This window comes from Rhizobium sp. BR 362 (assembly GCF_036528765.1).
GTDB lineage: Bacteria > Pseudomonadota > Alphaproteobacteria > Rhizobiales > Rhizobiaceae > Rhizobium.
In genome coordinates this window covers 266,603-286,534 of record NZ_JARWGH010000007.1, presented here as the reverse complement: position 1 = coordinate 286,534, position 19,932 = coordinate 266,603, and the positions used below count along the sequence as shown (strand labels likewise).

19 protein-coding genes are annotated in these 19,932 nt (G+C 61.3%); 18 read left to right on the top strand and 1 reads right to left on the bottom strand.

Going from position 1 to position 19,932, the window contains the following annotated elements:
- Positions 1–55 precede the first annotated feature (55 nt).
- From QDY28_RS13455 to QDY28_RS13420, 8 genes are all read left to right on the top strand, one after another.
- Positions 56–958 carry an NUDIX hydrolase gene (locus QDY28_RS13455; RefSeq protein ID WP_331382178.1) on the top strand — a complete coding sequence of 301 codons (903 nt, stop codon included), beginning with the start codon at positions 56–58 and terminating at the stop codon, positions 956–958.
- Between the two features lie 69 nt (positions 959–1,027).
- A complete protein-coding gene (nadA, locus tag QDY28_RS13450) occupies positions 1,028–1,999 on the top strand; it encodes a quinolinate synthase NadA (RefSeq protein WP_331382177.1) in 972 nt (323 codons plus the stop codon).
- A complete protein-coding gene (locus QDY28_RS13445; protein WP_331382176.1) occupies positions 1,996–3,537 on the top strand; it encodes an L-aspartate oxidase in 1,542 nt (513 codons plus the stop codon). The genes nadA and QDY28_RS13445 overlap by 4 nt, the downstream gene beginning before the upstream one ends.
- Position 3,538: 1 nt before the next feature.
- The gene (gene nadC / locus QDY28_RS13440; RefSeq protein WP_331382175.1) at positions 3,539–4,396 is read left to right on the top strand and encodes a carboxylating nicotinate-nucleotide diphosphorylase; all 858 of its coding nucleotides are present in this window, start codon (positions 3,539–3,541) and stop codon (positions 4,394–4,396) included.
- A gap of 169 nt (positions 4,397–4,565) precedes the next feature.
- Positions 4,566–5,162, top strand: coding sequence for a 2-hydroxychromene-2-carboxylate isomerase (locus QDY28_RS13435; RefSeq protein ID WP_331382174.1), 597 nt, complete (start codon positions 4,566–4,568; stop codon positions 5,160–5,162).
- 79 nt (positions 5,163–5,241) lie between these two features.
- On the top strand, positions 5,242–6,504 hold the full coding sequence (locus QDY28_RS13430; protein ID WP_331382173.1) for a flavin monoamine oxidase family protein: 1,263 nt from the start codon (positions 5,242–5,244) through the stop codon (positions 6,502–6,504).
- Between the two features lie 102 nt (positions 6,505–6,606).
- A complete protein-coding gene (locus QDY28_RS13425; protein ID WP_331382172.1) occupies positions 6,607–6,891 on the top strand; it encodes a type II toxin-antitoxin system TacA family antitoxin in 285 nt (94 codons plus the stop codon).
- Between the two features lie 4 nt (positions 6,892–6,895).
- On the top strand, positions 6,896–7,402 hold the full coding sequence (locus tag QDY28_RS13420) for a GNAT family N-acetyltransferase (RefSeq protein WP_331382171.1): 507 nt from the start codon (positions 6,896–6,898) through the stop codon (positions 7,400–7,402).
- A gap of 8 nt (positions 7,403–7,410) precedes the next feature.
- Here the strand turns inward: QDY28_RS13420 and QDY28_RS13415 are convergent, their stop codons facing one another.
- The gene (locus tag QDY28_RS13415) at positions 7,411–8,271 is read right to left on the bottom strand and encodes a MurR/RpiR family transcriptional regulator (RefSeq protein WP_331382170.1); all 861 of its coding nucleotides are present in this window, start codon (positions 8,269–8,271) and stop codon (positions 7,411–7,413) included.
- Positions 8,272–8,509: 238 nt separating this feature from the next.
- Between QDY28_RS13415 and murA the strand changes: the two genes are divergently transcribed.
- From murA to QDY28_RS13365, 10 genes are all read left to right on the top strand, one after another.
- On the top strand, positions 8,510–9,766 hold the full coding sequence (gene murA, locus QDY28_RS13410) for a UDP-N-acetylglucosamine 1-carboxyvinyltransferase (protein WP_331382169.1): 1,257 nt from the start codon (positions 8,510–8,512) through the stop codon (positions 9,764–9,766).
- The gene (locus QDY28_RS13405; protein WP_331382168.1) at positions 9,763–10,653 is read left to right on the top strand and encodes an N-acetylglucosamine kinase; all 891 of its coding nucleotides are present in this window, start codon (positions 9,763–9,765) and stop codon (positions 10,651–10,653) included. The genes murA and QDY28_RS13405 overlap by 4 nt, the downstream gene beginning before the upstream one ends.
- A 275-nt stretch (positions 10,654–10,928) precedes the next feature.
- Positions 10,929–11,852 carry an N-acetylmuramic acid 6-phosphate etherase gene (gene murQ, locus QDY28_RS13400; RefSeq protein WP_331382167.1) on the top strand — a complete coding sequence of 308 codons (924 nt, stop codon included), beginning with the start codon at positions 10,929–10,931 and terminating at the stop codon, positions 11,850–11,852.
- A gap of 71 nt (positions 11,853–11,923) precedes the next feature.
- Positions 11,924–13,444 carry an ABC transporter substrate-binding protein gene (locus QDY28_RS13395; protein WP_331382166.1) on the top strand — a complete coding sequence of 507 codons (1,521 nt, stop codon included), beginning with the start codon at positions 11,924–11,926 and terminating at the stop codon, positions 13,442–13,444.
- 27 nt (positions 13,445–13,471) lie between these two features.
- On the top strand, positions 13,472–14,431 hold the full coding sequence (locus tag QDY28_RS13390) for an ABC transporter permease (protein ID WP_331382165.1): 960 nt from the start codon (positions 13,472–13,474) through the stop codon (positions 14,429–14,431).
- Positions 14,431–15,270 (top strand): ABC transporter permease, encoded by an 840-nt coding sequence (locus tag QDY28_RS13385; protein ID WP_331382164.1) that lies wholly within the window; start codon positions 14,431–14,433, stop codon positions 15,268–15,270. The genes QDY28_RS13390 and QDY28_RS13385 overlap by 1 nt, the downstream gene beginning before the upstream one ends.
- Positions 15,267–17,009: an ABC transporter ATP-binding protein gene (locus tag QDY28_RS13380; RefSeq protein ID WP_331382163.1), complete on the top strand. Its 1,743-nt coding sequence runs from the start codon at positions 15,267–15,269 to the stop codon at positions 17,007–17,009. The genes QDY28_RS13385 and QDY28_RS13380 overlap by 4 nt, the downstream gene beginning before the upstream one ends.
- A 19-nt stretch (positions 17,010–17,028) precedes the next feature.
- Entirely contained in the window at positions 17,029–18,048 is a 1,020-nt protein-coding gene (locus tag QDY28_RS13375) for a serine hydrolase domain-containing protein (protein WP_331382162.1), read from the top strand.
- A 10-nt stretch (positions 18,049–18,058) separates the two neighbouring features.
- On the top strand, positions 18,059–19,174 hold the full coding sequence (locus tag QDY28_RS13370) for an anhydro-N-acetylmuramic acid kinase (RefSeq protein ID WP_331382161.1): 1,116 nt from the start codon (positions 18,059–18,061) through the stop codon (positions 19,172–19,174).
- 72 nt (positions 19,175–19,246) lie between these two features.
- Complete coding sequence (locus QDY28_RS13365) at positions 19,247–19,888, top strand: flavin reductase family protein (RefSeq protein WP_331382160.1); 642 nt, start codon at positions 19,247–19,249, stop codon at positions 19,886–19,888.
- Positions 19,889–19,932: the final 44 nt, after the last annotated feature.

The following is a 19,932-nucleotide window of genomic DNA, read 5'->3' as shown; positions in this document are numbered from 1 at the left end:
TTCCGCGGCGCTTCGTGCGAGAAAAGTTAAACTCGAAAAAAGACGGGGAATCTCCTTGACCATCGGACTTGCACACGCCGAGCTGATCGCGGTTCTGACAGCCGTCACCGGCAATGATCCACGGGTCATGACGGTGCGGTCCGGCGATGCTTTGCCCTCGGGACCGTTCGAGCTCGGGCATCGGACCCTGCAGAGCGGTCTTCGCGAATGGGTGCGGGAACAGACGGCGCACCCCGTCGGCTATCTCGAGCAGCTTTATACATTTGCCGACCGCGACCGGAACAACGAGATCCTCGGCGGCCGGACGATTTCGATCAGCTATCTCGGCCTGGTGCGCGAACAGCCTGCCCCGGGCGGCGGGCGGCCGGGGTGGCATGGTTGGTACGAATATTTTCCTTGGGAAGACCATCGTCACGGCCGTCCGGCCGTACTGGACGACATTGTCGAGCGGCTAAATAGCTGGGTCGCCGTTGATCCGGTCAGGCGTGATCAGCGCCGGCGCCGGGCCGATTTCACCTTTGGTTTGAACGATGCCGCCTGGAACGAAGATCTCGTTCTGCAGCGCTACGAGCTTCTTTACGAAGCCGGGCTCGTCTTGGAGGCGGGCTGCACTCAGCAGAGCAATTCCGGCCGGCCGATGTTTGCCGATCACCGGCGGATTCTTGCAACCGGCATGGCGCGGCTGCGCGCCAAGATCAAATATCGGCCCGTCGTTTTCGAACTGATGCCGGAGAATTTTACGCTCCTTCAACTGCAGCGCACCGTTGAGGCACTGGCGGGGCTGACGCTGCACAAGCAGAATTTCCGCCGGCTGATCGAGCAGCAGGAGCTGGTGGAGGAAACCGGCGCAACCGAAAGCGAGACGGGCGGCCGCCCGGCCAAGCTCTTCCGTTTCCGCCGCGCCATTCTCGAAGAACGCGAACTCGCCGGCACAAAATTACCGCTCTCCCGAAATTGACATATGCTCATAACGAGGATATCTATTTGCGCATTATATACTCATATTGAGTATAATAAGGAGCCGGCCATGAACTATCCCGTATCCGCATCCTCCCTCTATGATCGCGTCAGTCGCGTCATCCCAAAAGCCGAATGGATGATGTTTCAGGACGATGTCGAGGCGATCCTAGAGCTGAAACGCCGCCGCAATGCCGTCATCCTCGCGCATAACTATCAGACTCCGGAGATATTCCATGGCGTCGCCGATATCGTTGGCGACAGCCTTGCGCTTGCCCGCAAGGCAATTGACGTGGACGCCGATATCATCGTCCTCGCCGGCGTCCATTTCATGGCCGAGACCGCCAAGCTGCTCAACCCGGAAAAAACCGTGCTGATCCCTGATATGGCCGCCGGTTGCTCCCTAGCGGACTCGATCACGCCGGAAGACATCGCGCTGCTGCGGCAGGCCCATCCCGGTGTTCCCATCGTCACCTATGTCAATACGTCCGCTGCGGTGAAAGCGGCATCCGATATCTGCTGCACGTCTGGTAATGCCAAACAGGTGGTGGAATCGCTTGGCGTTCCGAAGGTGCTGATGATCCCTGACGAATATCTGGCGCAGAACGTCGCGCGCGAGACCAATGTCGAAATCATCGCCTGGCACGGGCATTGCGAGGTGCATGAGCTTTTCACCGCCGACGATGTGCGCCAGCTTCGCGAAAATTATCCCGGCGTGACGGTGCTCGCCCATCCGGAATGCCCGCCAGATGTCGTCAGGGAAGCGGATTTCGCCGGCTCTACCGCCGTCATGTCCGACTATGTCGGCACGAAGAGGCCCGCGCGGGTCGTGCTGCTGACCGAATGCTCGATGAGCGACAACGTCGCCGTTCATCATCCGGACGTCGAATTCATCCGGCCTTGCAATCTCTGCCCGCATATGAAGCGCATCACGCTCGGCAATATCCGTAGGGCACTCGAGGAAAATCAGCACGAGGTGACTGTCGATCCGGCAATCGCCGTTGCCGCACGCCGCGCGGTGGAAAGGATGCTGGCGATATGACCGAGATTCTTCACGATCTCGCCGGCCATATAGCCGTCGTCGGCAGCGGTCTCGCCGGGCTGATGGCCGCATTGACGCTGGCGCCGCAGCCGGTGGTCATCCTCACCCGTGCGGCACTCGGCGCCGAGACGTCGAGCGCCTGGGCACAGGGCGGCATCGCCGCCAGCGTGGGGGCCGATGACAGCCCGGAACTGCATCTTGCCGACACGCTTGCCGCGGGAGACGGCCTTTGTGACCCTGTAGTGGCCGCCAGCATCATTGCCGAGGCGCCCGCCGCAATTGCCGCGCTTGAGCGAGCCGGCGTCCGCTTCGACCGAAATGGCGCAGGTGCCTTGTCGCTGGGCCTGGAAGCTGCCCATTCGCGCCGTCGCATCGTTCATGCCGAAGGCGACGGCTCCGGCGCGGCGATTGTCCGCGCGCTGGTGCTGGCCGTCGCCAACACACCGTCCATTACCGTGCTGGAAGGATATGAGGTGCGGCGATTGCTTTTGGATGGCGAGCGGATCAGCGGCGTCCTGTGCGCGACATCAAAGGGAATGGTCGTTCTGCCCAGCTCCCGCGTGCTGCTTGCGACCGGAGGCATTGGCGGACTTTTCGATGCCACGACCAATCCCATTGGCAATTTCGGCCAGGGCATCGCCCTTGCCGCGAGAGCTGGCGCGCTTCTGGCCGACATGGAGTTCGTGCAATTCCACCCGACAGCCCTCGATTCTCGCCGCCGGCCGCTGGCGCTGGTCAGCGAAGCCGTGCGCGGCGAGGGTGCCGTGCTCGTCAATGAGAGAGGCCAACGTTTCATGGCGGAGGTTCCCGGCGCGGAACTCGCCCCGCGCGATGTCGTTGCACGAGCGATCAGCGCGGAAATAGCACGCGGCGGCCGTGTCTTTCTCGACGCGCGCGAAGCACTCGGCAATCGCTTTGCCGCTCGCTTCCCCGTGATCGATGCGCTCTGCCGGGAGGCCGGGATTGATCCCGCGCGCGAGCTTATCCCGGTGCGTCCCGCCGTTCACTATCACATGGGCGGTGTGGCGACGGATGTGAACGGCCGCAGCTCCGTCTCCGGTCTCTGGGTGGCAGGGGAGGCGGCATCAACCGGCCTTCACGGCGCCAATCGGCTCGCCAGCAACTCTTTGCTGGAGGCGGCCGTCATGGGCATGCGCGCCGCACGGGATATGACCGACCTCTCCTGGCGTCCTATGAAGGTGCCGTCGGACCATGCGCGCTCGATAGCCCAGGATCCCTCGCTTGTCCGGCCGATCGTCTCGCGTCATCTCGGCGTGCTTCGCAATGCCGGCGCCATTCACGGCGCGATTGCTGCGCTTATGCCGCTGGTCGAAAGTGAAGGTCCGGCCGCGGATCCCGCCATCGTGGCACTGCTGATCGCCGTCTTCGCCAGCCTACGGACGGAATCGCGCGGCGCTCATGCTCGCACGGATTTTCCGTTGAAACTGATGAACGCCCAGCGGCGGACGATGCGCCTGTCCGATGCCTTGGATATCGCGCAGTCCGTCATCCCCTATTCCTTCGCCCGGAGCGCCTGATATGACCCTAGTTCCCCTTTCGCGTCTCATCATCGAGCCGCTGGTGCGCAATGCCCTGCTGGAAGACCTCGGCCTTGCCGGCGATATTACGTCCGCCGCCGTCATTCCGGAGGACCATCGCTCCACCGTTGCCATGGTGGCCCGTCAGCCGGGCGTCGTCGCCGGGCTCGATGCATCGGAACTCGCCTTCCAGCTTGTCGATCCGCGGATCAGTGTGACGCGCCATATTCCCGACGGCGCCAAAGTCGCCGCTGGCGATGTGATCGCAACGATCGAAGGTCCTTCCCGCGGCTTGTTGACGGCCGAACGCACGGCGTTGAATTTCCTCGGCCATCTCTCAGGTATCGCAACCGTGACGGCAGGTATCGTCGAGGCAATCAGCGGCACGAAGGCATCGATCGTCTGCACCCGCAAGACGACGCCGGGATTGCGGGCACTGGAGAAATATGCGGTGCGGGCCGGCGGCGGCATGAACCATCGTTTTGCGCTCTATGACGCGGTGCTGATCAAGGACAATCACGTCGCGATCGCGGGCGGCGTCTCGGAGGCTATCCGCCGCGCCAAGGCCGGGGTGGGCCACATGGTCAAGATCGAGGTCGAAGTGGATACGCTTGACCAGCTTCGCGAAGCCGTGGCAGAGGGTATCGACGCCGTGCTGCTCGATAATATGACGCCCGATCAGTTGCGCGAAGCGGTGGACATCGTTGCCGGGCGGGCAATCACCGAGGCGTCAGGCCGTGTTACGCCGTCGACTGCGGCGGCAATTGCCGCTTCCGGCGTCGATCTGATCTCCGCTGGCTGGTTGACGCACAGCGCGCCGACGCTCGATATCGGGCTGGATTGGAAAGCGGCTGCGTAGAGCTGGGCTTGGTATCAGCCGCTTCCAACCACTGTCGAAACCGGCGCCAGTCGGATAACGATATCGTTACGGAAATTGCGCGGCGGCATCCGGTTGGCGCTTGCACATCAATCTGCTTGCTGATCAAAATCTGCCAGTTTTCATCATCATGCATGGGATGCGGCAGACAGTGACCAAGATCGTAGACTACGTTTTTTCGATCGGCTCGCCCTGGTCCTATATCGGCCTAGAGCCGTTTTTTGACCTTGTCGAAAAGACGGGCGCGGAAATCCGGCCCTATTTCACCACCGTCCTCGAGGAAAACGGCGGCATTTTCTCGCGCAATCGGCCGGAGCCTCGCCGGCAATATTGGCAGCGGGATCTTAAGCGTTGGGCCGGCTTGCGCGGCAAGACGCTGCTTCTGGAAAATCGCCCGCCGCTCGCCGACCCGGCGCCTGCCGCCTTCATGGTCATCGCCGCCTATCTCGACGGCAAGCCCTGGCTCGAACTGACGAAGGCCCTGCAGGAAGCATTCTGGGGCCGCGCCGAGGATATCGGCAATCCCGAGGTACGCAAGGCGATCGCCAGCACGGCCGGTTTCAACGGCGATGCGCTCTCCAAGAGAGAGGGCGATGCGGATGTGCAGGGCAAGTGGATGGCCGATCGCGAGTTCGCCCTCAAGAACGGCGTCTTCGGTTTTCCGTCATTCCTTTACGACGGCGAACTCTATTGGGGGCAGGATAATCTGCATTTCCTCGAAAGTCATCTGAACGGTGCCAAGCCGTAGGTATAAGTCGTCTGTAGGCGGTTCATGAAAATCAAGGCCGGATCCAACAGGAGGCCGGCCTGTCAGAAAGGTGAGGGCATTGAGCAATCCTCGGCCGGCGGGCCAAACAATCGATGTCGTCATCATCGGCGCCGGCGCCGCCGGCGTCGCAGCCGCGCGGCGGCTGCAGTCTCTCCGCCCTGATCTTTCGATATTGCTTCTCGAAGCGAAGGACCGGGTGGGCGGCCGCGCGTGGACAGTTCGGTTGCCATCATTCGGGAATGAGCCTGTCGATCTCGGCTGCGGATGGCTCCATGGCGCAAGGACGAATGGATGGACGGATATTGCCCGCCAGGTTGGGCTGACGGTGGAAACGACGCCTGCCCCCTGGAGCGAGGGCGGTCGGACGGCCGAGGGAGAACAAGGCAGAGCAGCCATCGGCGCTTTTTTTGCGCGCGCGGAACAATGGGGAGATACCGGCGAAGACGAATCGCTCGACGAATTGTTGGAGCCCGGAAATCCCTGGAACGGGCGCGTTGAAGCAATCGGGACCTTTCTAAATGGTGTCGAACTCGCGGCCGCCTCCATTCATGATTATGTCCACTATGATCCGGGAGCAGGCCCGGACTGGCGCGTCCGCGAGGGTTATGGGACACTGATTTCGACCTACGCGCAGCCGGTACCGACAATGCATTCGACGGCGGTCAAAACCATCGATCATCGTGGCGCCGATTGCATCATTTTGCAGACGGAACGCGGCACGCTGCGCGCACGCATGGTCCTGGTAACGGTCGCGACAAATGTGATTGCGCAAGATCAGATCAAATTCGATCCGCCGCTGCCGAGAAAGCAACAAGCGGCCAGCCGTTTGCCGCTGGGGCTTGCCAACAAGCTGTTCCTAGGTGTGACATCGCCGGATGATCTGCCGATCGATACAAGGCTGACAGGCTCCCTGGATCAGGTCCGAACGGGTTCCTACCAGATACGCCCTTTCGGCACCGCCTTGATCGAGGCTTATTATGGCGGTTCGCTGGCGCGCGATCTGGAGGCTGCCGGAGAAAAAGCCGCGCTCGCCTTCGCCAGAGAAGAGCTCACCCAGCATTTCGGAAGCGCCTTCGGCCGTCGCATCGATGTCGCAGCCATGTCGGCCTGGCATGGCGAGCCACATATCGGCGGCTCCTATTCCTATGCCGAGCCGGGTGCCTCTGCCGAACGTCTCGTGCTCGGTGAGACTATTGACGGCAGGCTCTTCTTTGCCGGCGAAGCCTGTTCGCCGACGCGGTTTTCAACGGCACATGGCGCCCTGGAAACCGGCTTTGCTGCCGCCGAGGCGATCGCGGCGACTTTGAAGTCGACGACCTGACGATAGACAATCGCTATTGCCCTGCGAAAATAAAAGTCGTCGCTTTTGTATTGCGTTTTGCATTACATTGGCCTATCGTCCTTCGGAATCGAGGACCATGCGATGGCAACCCCTGCACAGAAAAAAGAGACGCCCGTATCGATGCGGTTGCGCAATGACGATCTTGCCATCATCGACCGTGGTGCGGAACTGCTCGGCTTGTCACGCACCGAGTTCATGCGCCGCGCCGCTGTTCACGAGGCGCAGACCGCGATCTTGAACGAGACGGTCATTCGTCTTTCGCCGGGAGCTTTCGATGATTTTCTTCAGGTCATCGGTGCAACGCCGGCAGTTCCGCCGGCAAAGGTGAAGGAGCGGCTGCAACGCAAAGCGCCGTGGAAGCAATAAGGCGATGGCGCTTTCCGGCATTGCGCTTCTATCCGATCATCACCGGTTGGACGATTTCACCTGCGGGAAACCCGCGCTTGACGATTGGCTGGCAAATTTTGCGCGATCCAATCAGACCCGCGGGTTCACCCGGGTCCTCGTTGCGCTCGATGAAGATGTCGTCGTTGGCTATTACGGCCTTGCTCCGTCCGTCATCGAGCCTAATGCCGCCCCACGCAAGATTCGCACGGGCCGTCCGCCCGATCCCATCCCCTGCTTGTTGATCGGTCAGCTCGCCGTCGACCGCCGCTACGCTGGCCATGGCATCGGCTCGGCTCTGGTGAAAGACGCGTTGACACGCTGCGTCGCCGGCGCGGATATCGTTTCAGGGCGTGCTGTAGTGGTTCGCGCCATAGACACCGAGGCGGAGGCATTCTGGCTGAGCTGGGGCTTCATTCCGGCCCGCGACAATCCCTCGATCCTGATGCGCTCATTGGACGATATCAGACACTGGCTTGCGGAATGTCCTTGATCGGTCCCCTATGACAATTGTTTCGCCTTCAGCACAGAGACAGCCGCCTCGCTGTTGTGCACATAATCGTTCGCATCCGGCTGCCTCTGCACGAGCAGGATGAACAGAAGGTCGGTGAGCATCAGTTGCGCGTCGCGCGCGGTGATCGCCGAGGAGCGGACGCGGTCTTCATCGCCGACGGTATAAAGGCGGATATCGGCGACGTGGGCGAGCGGATTGTCCTGAAGACCTGTCACGGCAATGACGACCGCGTTTCGCTGGCTGGCGAGTTCGGCGATCCTGAGGGTCTCGATGCTGGTGCCGGAATAGGAGAGGGCGAACAGCAGGTCGCCGGGGCCGAGTGTGGAGGCATTGGCCATCTGCACATGGCTGTCGCTGTCGTGCAGGACATTGCGTCCGAGCTTCATCAGCTTGTAGGAAAAGTCGCGGGCGACCAGCGAGGATGCCCCAACGCCGGCCAAATGAATACGGCGGGCTTCGTAAAGCGCTTTCAGTGCCTTGCCGATATCGAGTTCGTTGTTGACGGCAATCGTCTGCTGCATTGCCTGCAGCTTGCTGCCGAGCAATTTTTGCAGGATTGTCAGATAGCCGTCATCGACTTCGATCGTGCCATGGATCATGCCGGCCGGGGCCTGCCATTCCTGTGCCTTGGCCTCGCTGACGGCGAGTTTCAGTTCCTGATAGCCGGCATAGCCGAGTTTCTGGCTGAATTTGACGACGCTCGACTGGCTGCGACCGGTCTCGGCGGCGAGGGCGGCGGATGAGAGCCGCAGCATCTGGTCGGGATTTTCGACGATGAATTGCCCGATCTGGCGATCGGCCGGCGCCATGCCTTCGAGCTTCGCGCTTATTTTCTTTAAGATAGACATCCGCCCCTTCAGGCCGTGGAGGCCGGTTCACGCGTCGACACAATCGAGCCCAAGATATCATTCGGCCGATAGCGGGCAACCACGCTTTCGTTCCGTCAGTTACCGACCTTACCATAAAGAAGTTGGAATAAAAAATTCCAATTCACATTGACACGGCGGAATGAACGAATAGTCTTGAACAGGAATCAGACGGGATGATGCCTGCTCCTTCGCCCCTCTCTTTGACGGGTTTCACATCATGGACAGATTGCGGATATCAGGCGGAAACAGGTTGCAGGGTGCTGTGACGATTTCCGGCGCCAAGAATGCCGCTTTGCCGCAAATCGCGGCGGCGCTGCTCAGTCCCCATCCGTTGGAATTGACGAACCTGCCCGCCGTGACCGATGTCGAGAACATGCTCGGCGTCGTCGCCCTTCATGGTGCGGTTGTGACCCGCGCGGCGCATGGGACCACGATCGATGCCAGCGCCATCGTCTCGAAGGAAACCTCCTACGACACTGTGCGGCGCATGCGTGCGACGGTGCTGGTGCTTGCCCCGCTGCTGGCACGCTTCGGGTATGCCCGCGTCTCTCTGCCCGGTGGCTGCGCCATCGGCGCCCGGCCCGTCGACATGCACATCAAGGCGCTGGCGACGCTTGGCGCTGAGATCGCGATCGAGAATGGTCTGATCGTCGCATCAGCCCCTGGCGGGTTGAAGGGCGCGCGCATCGTTCTGAGTTCCCCGTCCGTGGGAGCGACCGAAACGGCGATGATGGCCGCATGTACCGCCAAAGGGGAGACGGAGATCTTGAATGCGGCCCGCGAGCCGGAGGTATCCGATCTCGCCGCCTGTCTTACAGCCATGGGCGCTCGGATCGAGGGCGCGGGTACGCATCGCATCCTGATCGAGGGCGGCACGAACTGGCAGCCTGCCAGGCATCATGGCATATCCGACCGGATCGAGGCCGGCACCTATGCCGTTGCAGCCGCCATCACCGGCGGGCAGCTTGAATTGATCCACGCTCGACTGGAGAATCTCGCTTCCGTCGTGCAGGCGCTGGAAGCCACGGGGGTCAGCGTCTGGCCAAGCGATCGCGGCCTGGTCGTTTCGAGGGATGGTCCGCTCAAGGGCGCAGATATCACGACTGAACCCTATCCGGGCTTTCCGACGGACCTGCAGGCGCAGTTCATGGCGCTCGCCTGCTGCGCCGAAGGCGCCTCGCTGATCCGCGAAACGGTCTTCGAAAACCGCTTCATGCATGTGCCGGAATTGATGCGCCTTGGCGCCAACATCAGGTTGCAGGGCACCACGGCCCTGGTTCGCGGCGGGGCGCCTCTTCGAGGGGCACAGGTTATGGCGACTGATCTGCGCGCCTCGGTCTCGCTGGTATTGGCGGCGCTGGTGTCGAAAGGCGAAACGATCGTCAACCGCGTTTATCACCTCGATAGAGGTTACGAGCAGTTGGATCGCAAGCTCCGCCTTTGCGGTGCCGATATCGAGCGACTGACGTCATGAGCGGCGAAACGGACAACGCAGGCTACTTTCTCGGCATCGATGGCGGCGGCACCGGTTGTCGCGCCAGGATCGAGGATGCCGCCGGAACCATATTGGGCCAGGGACTATCCGGCCCGGCGACCACGCGGCTCGGCATTGACGAAGCCTGGGCATCCATTGCCAGGGCCTTCGGCGCCGCGATCGAAGAGGCGGGCCTCGACCCATCCGAAATCGCGCATGTCCATACGGGTGTCGGCCTTGCCGGGATCGGCCGGAAGGGCGCACTTGAGGCATTGCGCGCCATAAAGCATCCCTTTGCCAGCATCGATTTCGTCAGCGACGGGGAGGGCGCCTGCCTTGGCGCCCATTCGGGCCGCGACGGCGCGATCGTCATTGCCGGAACGGGATCGATCGGTCTGGGTTTTGTCGAAGGCCGCCACTTGCGGGTCGGAGGATACGGATTTCCGATCTCGGACGAAGGCAGCGGTGCGGATCTCGGGCTGAAAGCCGTGCAGCTTGCGCTTCGTGCGCATGACGGCCGCCACGAGAAGACTGCGCTGTTACGAGAGATCATGCAGCGTTTTCAAAACGATCCCATGGAAGCGGTCGCGTGGATGGACCGGGCCTCGGCAACCGACTATGCCGCTCTGGCGCCGATGGTCATGCGTCATGCGGATCAGGGTGACGCGGCCGGGCGGCGCATCGTCCAGAGCGCGGCCGAGCATATCGACACGCTGATCCGCTCCTTGTTCGACAAGGGTGCTCCGCGCGTCTCCCTGCTTGGCGGCCTTTCCAGCCCGCTCGAGCCCTGGCTGGCGCCGGATGTCCGCCGCCGTCTCAAACCTATCGACGGTGATGCCGTTTCGGGCGCCATCATTCTTGCCAGAAAGTCGGTCTGCCGCCGCTGAACCGACGGCCCGCTCATCTCCAGATTTTGTGCCTCAGTATTGGAATATTTTATTCCTCGCGTGATTGACGAGCGGAATAAACGGACATAATGTTAACGAAGGTAAACAGGGAACGGCAGCGAACGAAGCCGTAAAAGCCGGCTGCTTGTACTGATGAGCAGCTTTCTGTTGCGTTGAACAATCCCAGGCTGCTGCGGCTGGCCCGATCTTCGCCGATCGAGCGCGCCATTCCTGATCTATTGAGATCGAAGCGTAATTCTTTCGCGGACACGCACATGACAGAACAGAGATTGATATCCGAACTGGAGCAGTTGGTTTCCGAGGGTCGCAATCCGAACACGATGCATATCGATCTGTTGTCCACCTTCGATATCCTGCGTGAAATGAATTATGAGGACCAAACCGTCCCCGCCGCGGTCGAGAAGGTCATTCCTGCGATTGCCGCTGCAGTGAACCAGATCGTTGCGGCCTTCCAGAAAGGCGGTCGACTGATCTACCTGGGTGCGGGCACCAGCGGCCGGCTTGGCGTTCTCGACGCATCCGAATGCCCGCCGACGTTCAGCGTGCCGCCAAGTATGGTGATCGGGCTGATTGCCGGCGGTCCCGACGCGCTGCAGCGCTCGATCGAAGGCGCCGAGGACGATCCCGAGCAGGGCTGGCAAGCCTTGCAGGACATTAAACTGACGGGCGCGGACGTTGTTGTCGGCATCGCCGTTTCCGGGCGCACGCCTTACGTCATCGGCGGGCTGAACTATGCAAAGAGCATCGGCGCGGCCACCATTGCCCTGTCCTGCAACGCCAATTCCGTTATCGCCCGCATTGCCGATCTTGCGATTTCTCCGGTCGTCGGTCCGGAAATCCTGACGGGATCGACGCGGCTGAAGTCGGGAACGGCGCAGAAGCTCATTCTCAACATGCTGACCACGGCGAGCATGATCCGGATCGGCAAGAGCTATCAGAACCTGATGGTCGACGTGAATGCGAGCAACAAGAAGCTGGTCGCTCGCGCCTCCCGCATCGTCATGCAGGCGACCGGCTGCACCCAGGAAGAAGCACGCCGCGTGCTCGACCAGACTGGCAATGATGTCAAACTCGCCATTCTCATGGAAATTACCGGAATGGGCATTGAAGAAGCCCGTGTGGCATTGCAAAACGCTGGTGGATTCCTGCGAAGAGCCATCAGCGCGAAGACGGTATGAACTAAATATCGCGGACATAAGTGGCCAAAAGGGCTGGGGAAGCGCGAAAAGGCGCTCAAAGGGAGAAAAGAATGAAAACGTATTCTGCAAGGAAGCTGATTTCGTACGTTGCTATCGCGGCGGGGCTCGGCCTAGCGGCCATTTCGGCGGAGGCACAGGCAGCGACGCTGCGCATGGCATGGTCCCAGGATGCGACCGGGCTTGATCCGCACAAGCAGACCGCCTTCTCCTCGATCCGCCTGCTGGAGCTGATCTATGAGCCGCTCGTCCGGCTTGACAGCAATCTGCAGATCGTGCCCGCCATCGCCGAGAGCTGGCAGTTTTCGTCCGACGGCAAGGAACTGACCTTCAAGCTCAATCCGAATGCGAAGTTCCAGAACGGCGCGGCCGTCACTTCGGCCGACGTGAAGGCGTCGTTCCAGCGCATTCTCGATCAAGCGACAGGTGCGGCCGCCCGCGCCAATTTCCTGTCGATCGCCAGCATCGATACGCCGGATGCAACGACGGTCATCTTCCACCTGTCGCAGCCCGACGTTCCCATTCTAACCTCGATGACCAGCCTCAACGCCGCCGTCGTTCCGGCGAGTGAAATCACCGCCGGCTCCATCGGCACGAAGGCGATTGGTTCCGGCCCCTTCAAACTCGACAATTGGGTTCCGAATTCCAAGGAAGTCCTGAGCGCCAACAAGGCCTGGGCCGGCGGCACGGTCGGTGTCGATGGCATCGATATCAGCGTCCTGCCCGATGAGACGGCTATCCTGGCATCGCTTCGCACGGGCCAGATCGATTTCGCGCTTCTGAACGACCCGCTGGTGGCGACGCTGGTTCCCAAGGAGCCGAAGCTGCAACTGACCCGCACGCCGGTGCTTTCCTATAACGTCCTGCAGCTCAACCCCTCGCACAAGCCGATGGACCAATTGGCCGTCCGTCAGGCGATCTCCTGCGCGATCGACCGGAAGGATGTGCTGGACACGGCAGCGCTCGGCGAAGGCAAGGTGACGGGACCGTTGACCATGCCGCTCTATGCGACCGATCCGAGCCAGCTCTTCTGCTATAAGCGCGATGTCGAAAAGGCGAAGAAACTGATGGCCGACGCTGGCTTCGCCAACGGCTTCTCCGCAACCGTGATTGCCGCCACCGGCGAGCCGCCGACCGCCACGGCCGAAGCCCAGGTCATCCAGTCGCAGCTTGCCGAGATCGGCATCAAGCTCGACATCAAGGTGATGGAACTCAACGTCTATGTCGATGCGTGGCTGAAGGGCAATTTCGACATGGCGGTAGCGTTGAACGGCGGCAGCGCCGATCCCTATTCCATGTATAACCGATACTGGACGAAGACCGGCAACCTGCAGAAGGTCGCGAACTATATCGACGATACGCTTGATAGCCTGATGCAGAAGGGCCGTGTCGAGACCGATCCGGCCAAGCGCAAGGTCATTTTTGCCGACTTCGAAAAGCACATTGCCGAGGTCTCGCCGTGGATTTGGCTTTATACTTCTTACGGCTACACGGCCGAGCAGAAGAACGTGCAGGGCTTCGTGCCGACGCCGACGGGCTCTCTCTTCGGTCTCAGCAAGGTATCCATCAAGTGATGGATACCGGGTTCTAAAGGACGTTCCATGGGCTACCTGACGCGCCGGCTGATGACATTCCCGCTGATCATGTTGGGAGTGTCCATCCTCGTGTTCGTCGCCATCCGGCTTGTGCCGGGCGACGCGATCACGGCGATGCTCGGAACCAATGCCGGCCTGCTGACGCCTGAGCAGCGGCAGGCTCTGGCAGCCTATTTCGGCATCGACCAATCTTGGTTCGTGCAGTACTGGCGTTGGCTGTTCGGCGTGCTGCAGGGCAATCTCGGTATTTCCGTCACCTACGGCAAACCGGTGCTCGATATCATTCTCGAGCGGTTTCCGCTGACGCTCGAGCTTGCGCTGCTCTCCATGATAATCGCGCTGCTGATCGGCCTCCCGGCGGGCGTGTTCGCTGCGACAAGAAACGAAAGGCTGTCCGATCTCGCGGTTCGCATCGTCGCCATGGTCGGACAGTCCACCCCGAACTTCGTTCTCGGCCTTCTCATCATTTATGCCCTTTCGGCAGGCTTCGGTGTCCTGCCGACGATGGGCGCATTCACGCCATTCTGGCAGGATCCGCTCGGCAATCTCGGCCAGATGATCCTGCCGGCGCTGACACTCGGATTTGCCTTCGCTGCCTCGGTGACGCGCGTCGTGCGCTCGGCCATGCTGGACGTACTGAGTGATGATTATGTCCGCACCGCGCGCAGCCGTGGCGTGCCGGCCCGCGGCGTCATCTGGCGTCATGCGCTGCCCAACGCGCTCATTCCGGTGGTGACGCTGAGCGGCGTGGAATTCGGCTATCTCCTCGGCGGCGCCGTGCTGGTCGAGCAGATCTACGCGCTGCCCGGCCTCGGACGTCTGGTGCTGGATGCGATTCAGCAGCGTGATTATGCGCTTGTCCAAGGCTGCGTCCTGTTCATTGCCTTCAACTTCATGATCGTCAATCTGCTCGTCGACCTTGCCTATGTCGCGCTCGATCCGCGTGTTCGCCTGGGAGAGGGCTGATGCGCATCGTCAAGGCCATTTTTGGACACACGAGCGGCCGTATTGGCGGTGCTATTGTTTTCGCTTATCTCCTCCTCGCCATTCTCGGCATGCTGGGACTGACCCCCTATGATCCGGTGACGCGGAGCCCGTTGAACCGACTGCACGCCCCGAGCGGCACCTTTTGGATGGGGACGGACCTGCTCGGGCGCGACGTCGCTAGTCGGCTAATGAACGGCATTGGCGAGTCCTTCGCCGTCGCCTTTCTCTCGGTCGCCCTTGCAAGCCTGATCGGCACCGTGCTCGGCCTGACCGCCGCCTGGTTCGGCAAGCGCTGGGACGGGGTGATCATGCGCGCGATGGATGTGCTGCTGGCATTTCCGGCCATCCTTCTCGCGCTGCTGATCATCGCCATTGTGGGCCCCGGCACCTGGACCAGCGTCGCCGCGATCGCCATCGTCTATACGCCGATCTTTACCCGCGTCGTGCGCGGGCCGGCGCTCTCGCTAAAATCGCGGGATTTCGTCGATGCCGGCCGCACCTTCGGCAGCAGCAAACCCTATATTCTGACGCGGCATCTGCTCTTGAACCTCGTCGCGCCTTTGACGGTGCAGATCACCCTTGCGCTTGCATGGTCGCTCCTGACCGAAGCTGGCTTGAGTTTCCTCGGCCTCGGCACACAGCCGCCTGCCTCTTCGCTCGGGTTGATGCTCAGCGACAGCCGCAACCTGATGGAAACCGCGCCCTGGCTGCTGATCTTCCCAGGCCTCACCATCATGATCAGCATCCTCGGCTTCAATCTGCTCGGCGATGCCCTGCGCGATATTCTCGATCCGAAAATGCGGAGGTCCACGCCGTGAGCCCTCTGCTTTCCGTCTCCGATCTGCAAGTGGGCTTTGGCCGCAAGCCCGAAGCCAACAAAATCGTCCGCGGCGTCAGCTTCAGTCTTACGGCCGGCGAGACGCTGGCGATTGTCGGCGAGAGCGGCTCGGGAAAATCCGTCACCGCGCTCTCGATCAATCGTCTGGTCGATTTCGGCGGTGGCCGCATAATCGGTGGCTCGATCAGGCTAAAGCGGCCCGACAACAGCATTCTTGACCTGACGACGGCGACAGAAGCGGAACTCACGAAAATCCGCGGCGCCGAGATCGGCATGATTTTCCAGGAGCCGATGACCTCGCTCAATCCCGTGCTGACCATCGGCACGCAGATCGAAGAGTCTTTCCGCCTGCATCGCGGCTTGACCGGCCGCCAGGCAACGGCCGCCGCTAAGGATGCGCTGGACCGCGTTCGCATTCCCGATGCCGCCCGGCGGCTGAAATATTGCCCGAACCAGCTCTCCGGTGGCATGCTGCAGCGCGTGATGATCGCGACCGCGCTTGCCTGCAATCCTCGCCTGCTGATCGCCGACGAGCCGACCACGGCGCTGGACGTCACGGTTCAGGCGCAGATCATGGCGCTTCTCGCCGAACTGAAGCGCGAGACCGGCATGTCGATGATCTTTATCACCCATGATATCGGCCTTGTTGCTGGCATCGCCGACAAGGTCATGGTGATGCAGGCCGGCCAGGCAGTCGAACAGGGCGAATTGAATCAGATACTCGACAAACCCAGCCACCCCTATACCCAACACCTCCTTCACTCCGTACCGCATTTTTCGGCCGGCCGTGCGACCCGGTCGGATTTCAGCCGCGACGACACTGCAAAAGCCGCACCTGCGTTGAAGGTCGACGGGCTGACGGTTCGCTTCCCGGTGTCGGGCAGTTTCTTTCGCCGTCCCACCGGCGCTGTCCACGCGGTCGAAGGCGTCGGTTTCGATCTGCTGCCCGGCGAAACGCTGGCGATCGTCGGTGAAAGCGGCTCGGGCAAATCCACCACGGCGCGAGCTATCCTCGGATTGGTCAAGTCAACGCGAGGCACATTCACCGCGAATGCCGGCAAGGTGGCGTACCGGACGAGTGCCGTGCAGATGGTGTTTCAAAACCCCTATGCCTCGCTCAATCCGAGGCTCTGCGTCGATAGCATTCTGGCGGAACCTGTCATCGCCGTTGGCGGCCGTGCCTCGGGGGAAACACGCGACAGGATGGTCATGTTGTTGAAGCGTGTCGGCCTGCCCGAAAACAGTCTCGAACGCTACCCGCACGAATTTTCGGGCGGGCAGCGCCAGAGATTGTGTATCGCCCGGGCACTGATGTTGAACCCTTCGGTTCTGGTGCTGGACGAGGCCGTCTCGGCTTTGGATGTGTCCGTCCAGGCACAGGTCCTGGATCTGCTGATCGAATTGCAGCGCGAGTACCGCCTTGCCTATCTTTTCATCTCTCATGACATGGCGGTGGTCGAGCGGATCGCGCATAGAATTGCGGTGATCTACGCCGGGCAGATCGTGGAGATCGGCGATGCCGTATCGGTGCTGTCGCAGCCGAAGCATTCCTATACCAAACGCCTTATATCGGCCGTTCCGGCCGTCGACCGCCGGCGGGAGAATTTTGCGCTCGATACGCGGCAAGTCCCTTCTCTGGTGCGTCCCCTTGGTTTCGAGCCGGCGGCACCTGAATGGCGACAGTTCGCTCCGGATCATATAGCCCAGGCGGAAGCCTGAAAGAGAGACGCGGGGGAGCATGACGGCAACGGAGAATACGGAATTCGCGCAGCGCTTCGATCGGGCATTCCAGCCCGTTGAAGCCGCTATTGCGGCCGGGCGCATTCCCGGCGGTGTGCTCGGCATTATCGATCGCGACGGTAATCGGATGGTCCGTGCGATCGGCTGGGCACAGAAGGTTCCGGTGATGCGGCCGATGTTTGCCGATACCTGGTTCGATCTGGCCTCGCTGACCAAGGTCATCTTCACCACGCCGCGCATCCTGGCTTTGGTGGAAGCCGGTACGATCGATCTCGATGCGCCGCTGATTACGCTGCTGCCGGATCTGCGCCAATATGATGCGGCGGCCTGGGAGCGGAAGGTGACCTTTCGGCAGTGCCTTGGCCATCAGACGCCTTTTCCGGCTGTCGAGCCGCTTTATACCTACGGTCGCGGTCCCGACCTGCTGCGCGCCTTCGTTCTGCAGCGCGAATGGCGGGCCGGTCCGCCTGTCTATTCCGACATCAACTTCATTTTGCTTGGGCTTGCGCTGGAGCGCCTGACGGGTCAGACGATCCGAGACATGAATGCCGGGCCGGGCTTCGCCTTTTCCTCCGAACCCCATCAGACTGCCGCGACGGAGGATTGCACCTGGCGTCACCGCGTCCTCGTAGGCGAAGTCCATGACGACAATTGCTCTGCCCTGCAGGGCGCCGGCCATGCCGGCCTGTTCGGGACGGCAGGCTCAATCCTCGATTTTGCCTTGGGGTTGCTAACCGGCAACAGCGCGTCCGAGCGCTCGATCGCATTGATGCGCACGCCACTGTCGGCCACGCGTACGCATGGATGGGAACGGCCTTACGAAGGCTGGTCCGGCGGCAGCTTGTGCTCGCCGGGCACGATCGGCCATACCGGCTTCACCGGCACCGGCCTCTGGATCGATTTCGACAAGGGCAGGGCCTGGACCTTGCTTACCAACCGCATTCACCCGACACGCCATTTCGACAGCGGCATCGTGGCGCTTCGCCAGATCGTCGGCGATCTCGTCAATAGAGCTTAGGAGCATGATCATGGAACCAATCTGGGCCGTCGGTCTGATGACCGGAACCGTTCTCGACGGCAATATCGACGTCGCGCTGCTCAAAACAGACGGCGAGCGGATAGAGGAGTTCGGTCCCTATGTGCTGGCGCCCTATCCAGATTGGATTAGGACATTACTGGAAGAGACTTTGACGCAGGCCCGGGCCTGGAATTTCAACGGGCCGGAGCCGGAAATCTTTAAGCAAGCCGAAGAGGCCCTGACCCGCGCGCAGTCGGACGCGGTCAAGGAGCTTGTCGAAAGTTACGGCCTGACCATGGCCGATATCGGCGTGGTCGGTTTCCACGGGCAGACCGTGCTGCATCGCGCACCGCAAAAGGAACGCCGCGGCGATACACGCCAGCTCGGCGATGGCGAATTGATGCGTTCCATCCTCGGCACCAGGGTCGCCTACGACTTCCGTTCCGCCGATGTGCGCGCAGGCGGTCAGGGCGCGCCGCTGGCGGCCGCCTATCATACCGCCCTGCTGCGACGAGCCGGCGCCGGAGACGATACCGCCATCCTCAATCTCGGTGGTGTCGCCAATATCACCTGGTCGGACGGGGAGGGCAATTTCGTCGCCTTCGATACCGGGCCGGCCAACGCGCCGCTCAATGATTTCGTCAAAGCCCACGGCCTTGGCGAGATGGACAGGGACGGCGCGCTCGGCCAAGCGGGTAAGGTGGATGAGGCGAGGCTCGCGAAACTGCTGCAACATCCTTATCTCAGCGCCCCCTATCCGAAATCGCTGGATCGCTTCGATTTTGGCGCCTCGATGGCCGATGGCCTTGGCCCCGAAGACGGCGCTGCAACCCTTTCCGCCTTTACTGCCGGCGCCGTCGGCAAGGCTTTGGATCTGCTGCCCCGCCGCCCGAAGAAGCTGGTGGTCAGCGGCGGCGGCCGTCGCAATCCGACGATCATGTCGATGCTCAGAACCCGTGCCGGCGTCGAGCCGATTTCGGCGGAAACGCTCGGTTGGCGCGGTGACGCCGTCGAGGCCGAATGCTTCGCATTTTTGGCCGTGCGCGTCTTGCGAGGCCTGCCGATCAGCTTCCCGGGCACGACGGGCGTACCGACGCCCATGCGCGGCGGCCGGCTTGCTGAATAGGCAGGGTCAGAGCATCCCGCTTTCAGGCCACACTTCGATCGTAGCCGAAACATTCCAAGCGGAAAATCGCGCATGGTGATGTGGACGCATCCTGTTCAGGAGGACGAAGTGAGAACCGTTGAGCCAAAGATCCTGTATTTTGGGACGCCCGTCGCACTGATCAGTAGCTTGAACGAGGATGGTTCGACGAATTTGTCGCCGATCTCATCATTTTGGGCGCTTGGCTGGACGATGGCGCTTGGTCTGCTGAATGATGCCAAGCTCGCGGAAAATCTCGCACGACACCCGGAATGCGTCGTAAACCTTCCTTCTCCCTCCATGTGGCAGATGGTGGAAAAGCTTGCGCCGCTGACCGGCAAAGACCCGGTACCCAAACTGAAGTCCAAACAATTCAGGACAGAGAAAGACAAATTTACCGCAGCGGGATTTTCCAGGCTCGACAGTGAATTGGTTCACCCGGTGCGAGTTGCGGAGTGCCCAATTCAGATGGAAGCCCGTGTTTTGTCACGTCATGAAATGGGCGGCACGAAACTAGCTGAACTTGGAGGCGGCCTCGTTGCCGTTGTCGAGATTTTACGCGTCCACGCCAGCGAGGAATTCTTGAAAAACGAGAGTGATCATATCGATCCCAATAAATGGTCTCCGTTGGTTTACAATTTTCGTCACTATTACGATTTGTCCGACATCGAACTCGGGAAAACATTCCGCGCATGAGATGCTTATTGAAGGCCTCGGGTGCCGTTTTGGCATCCGAGGCA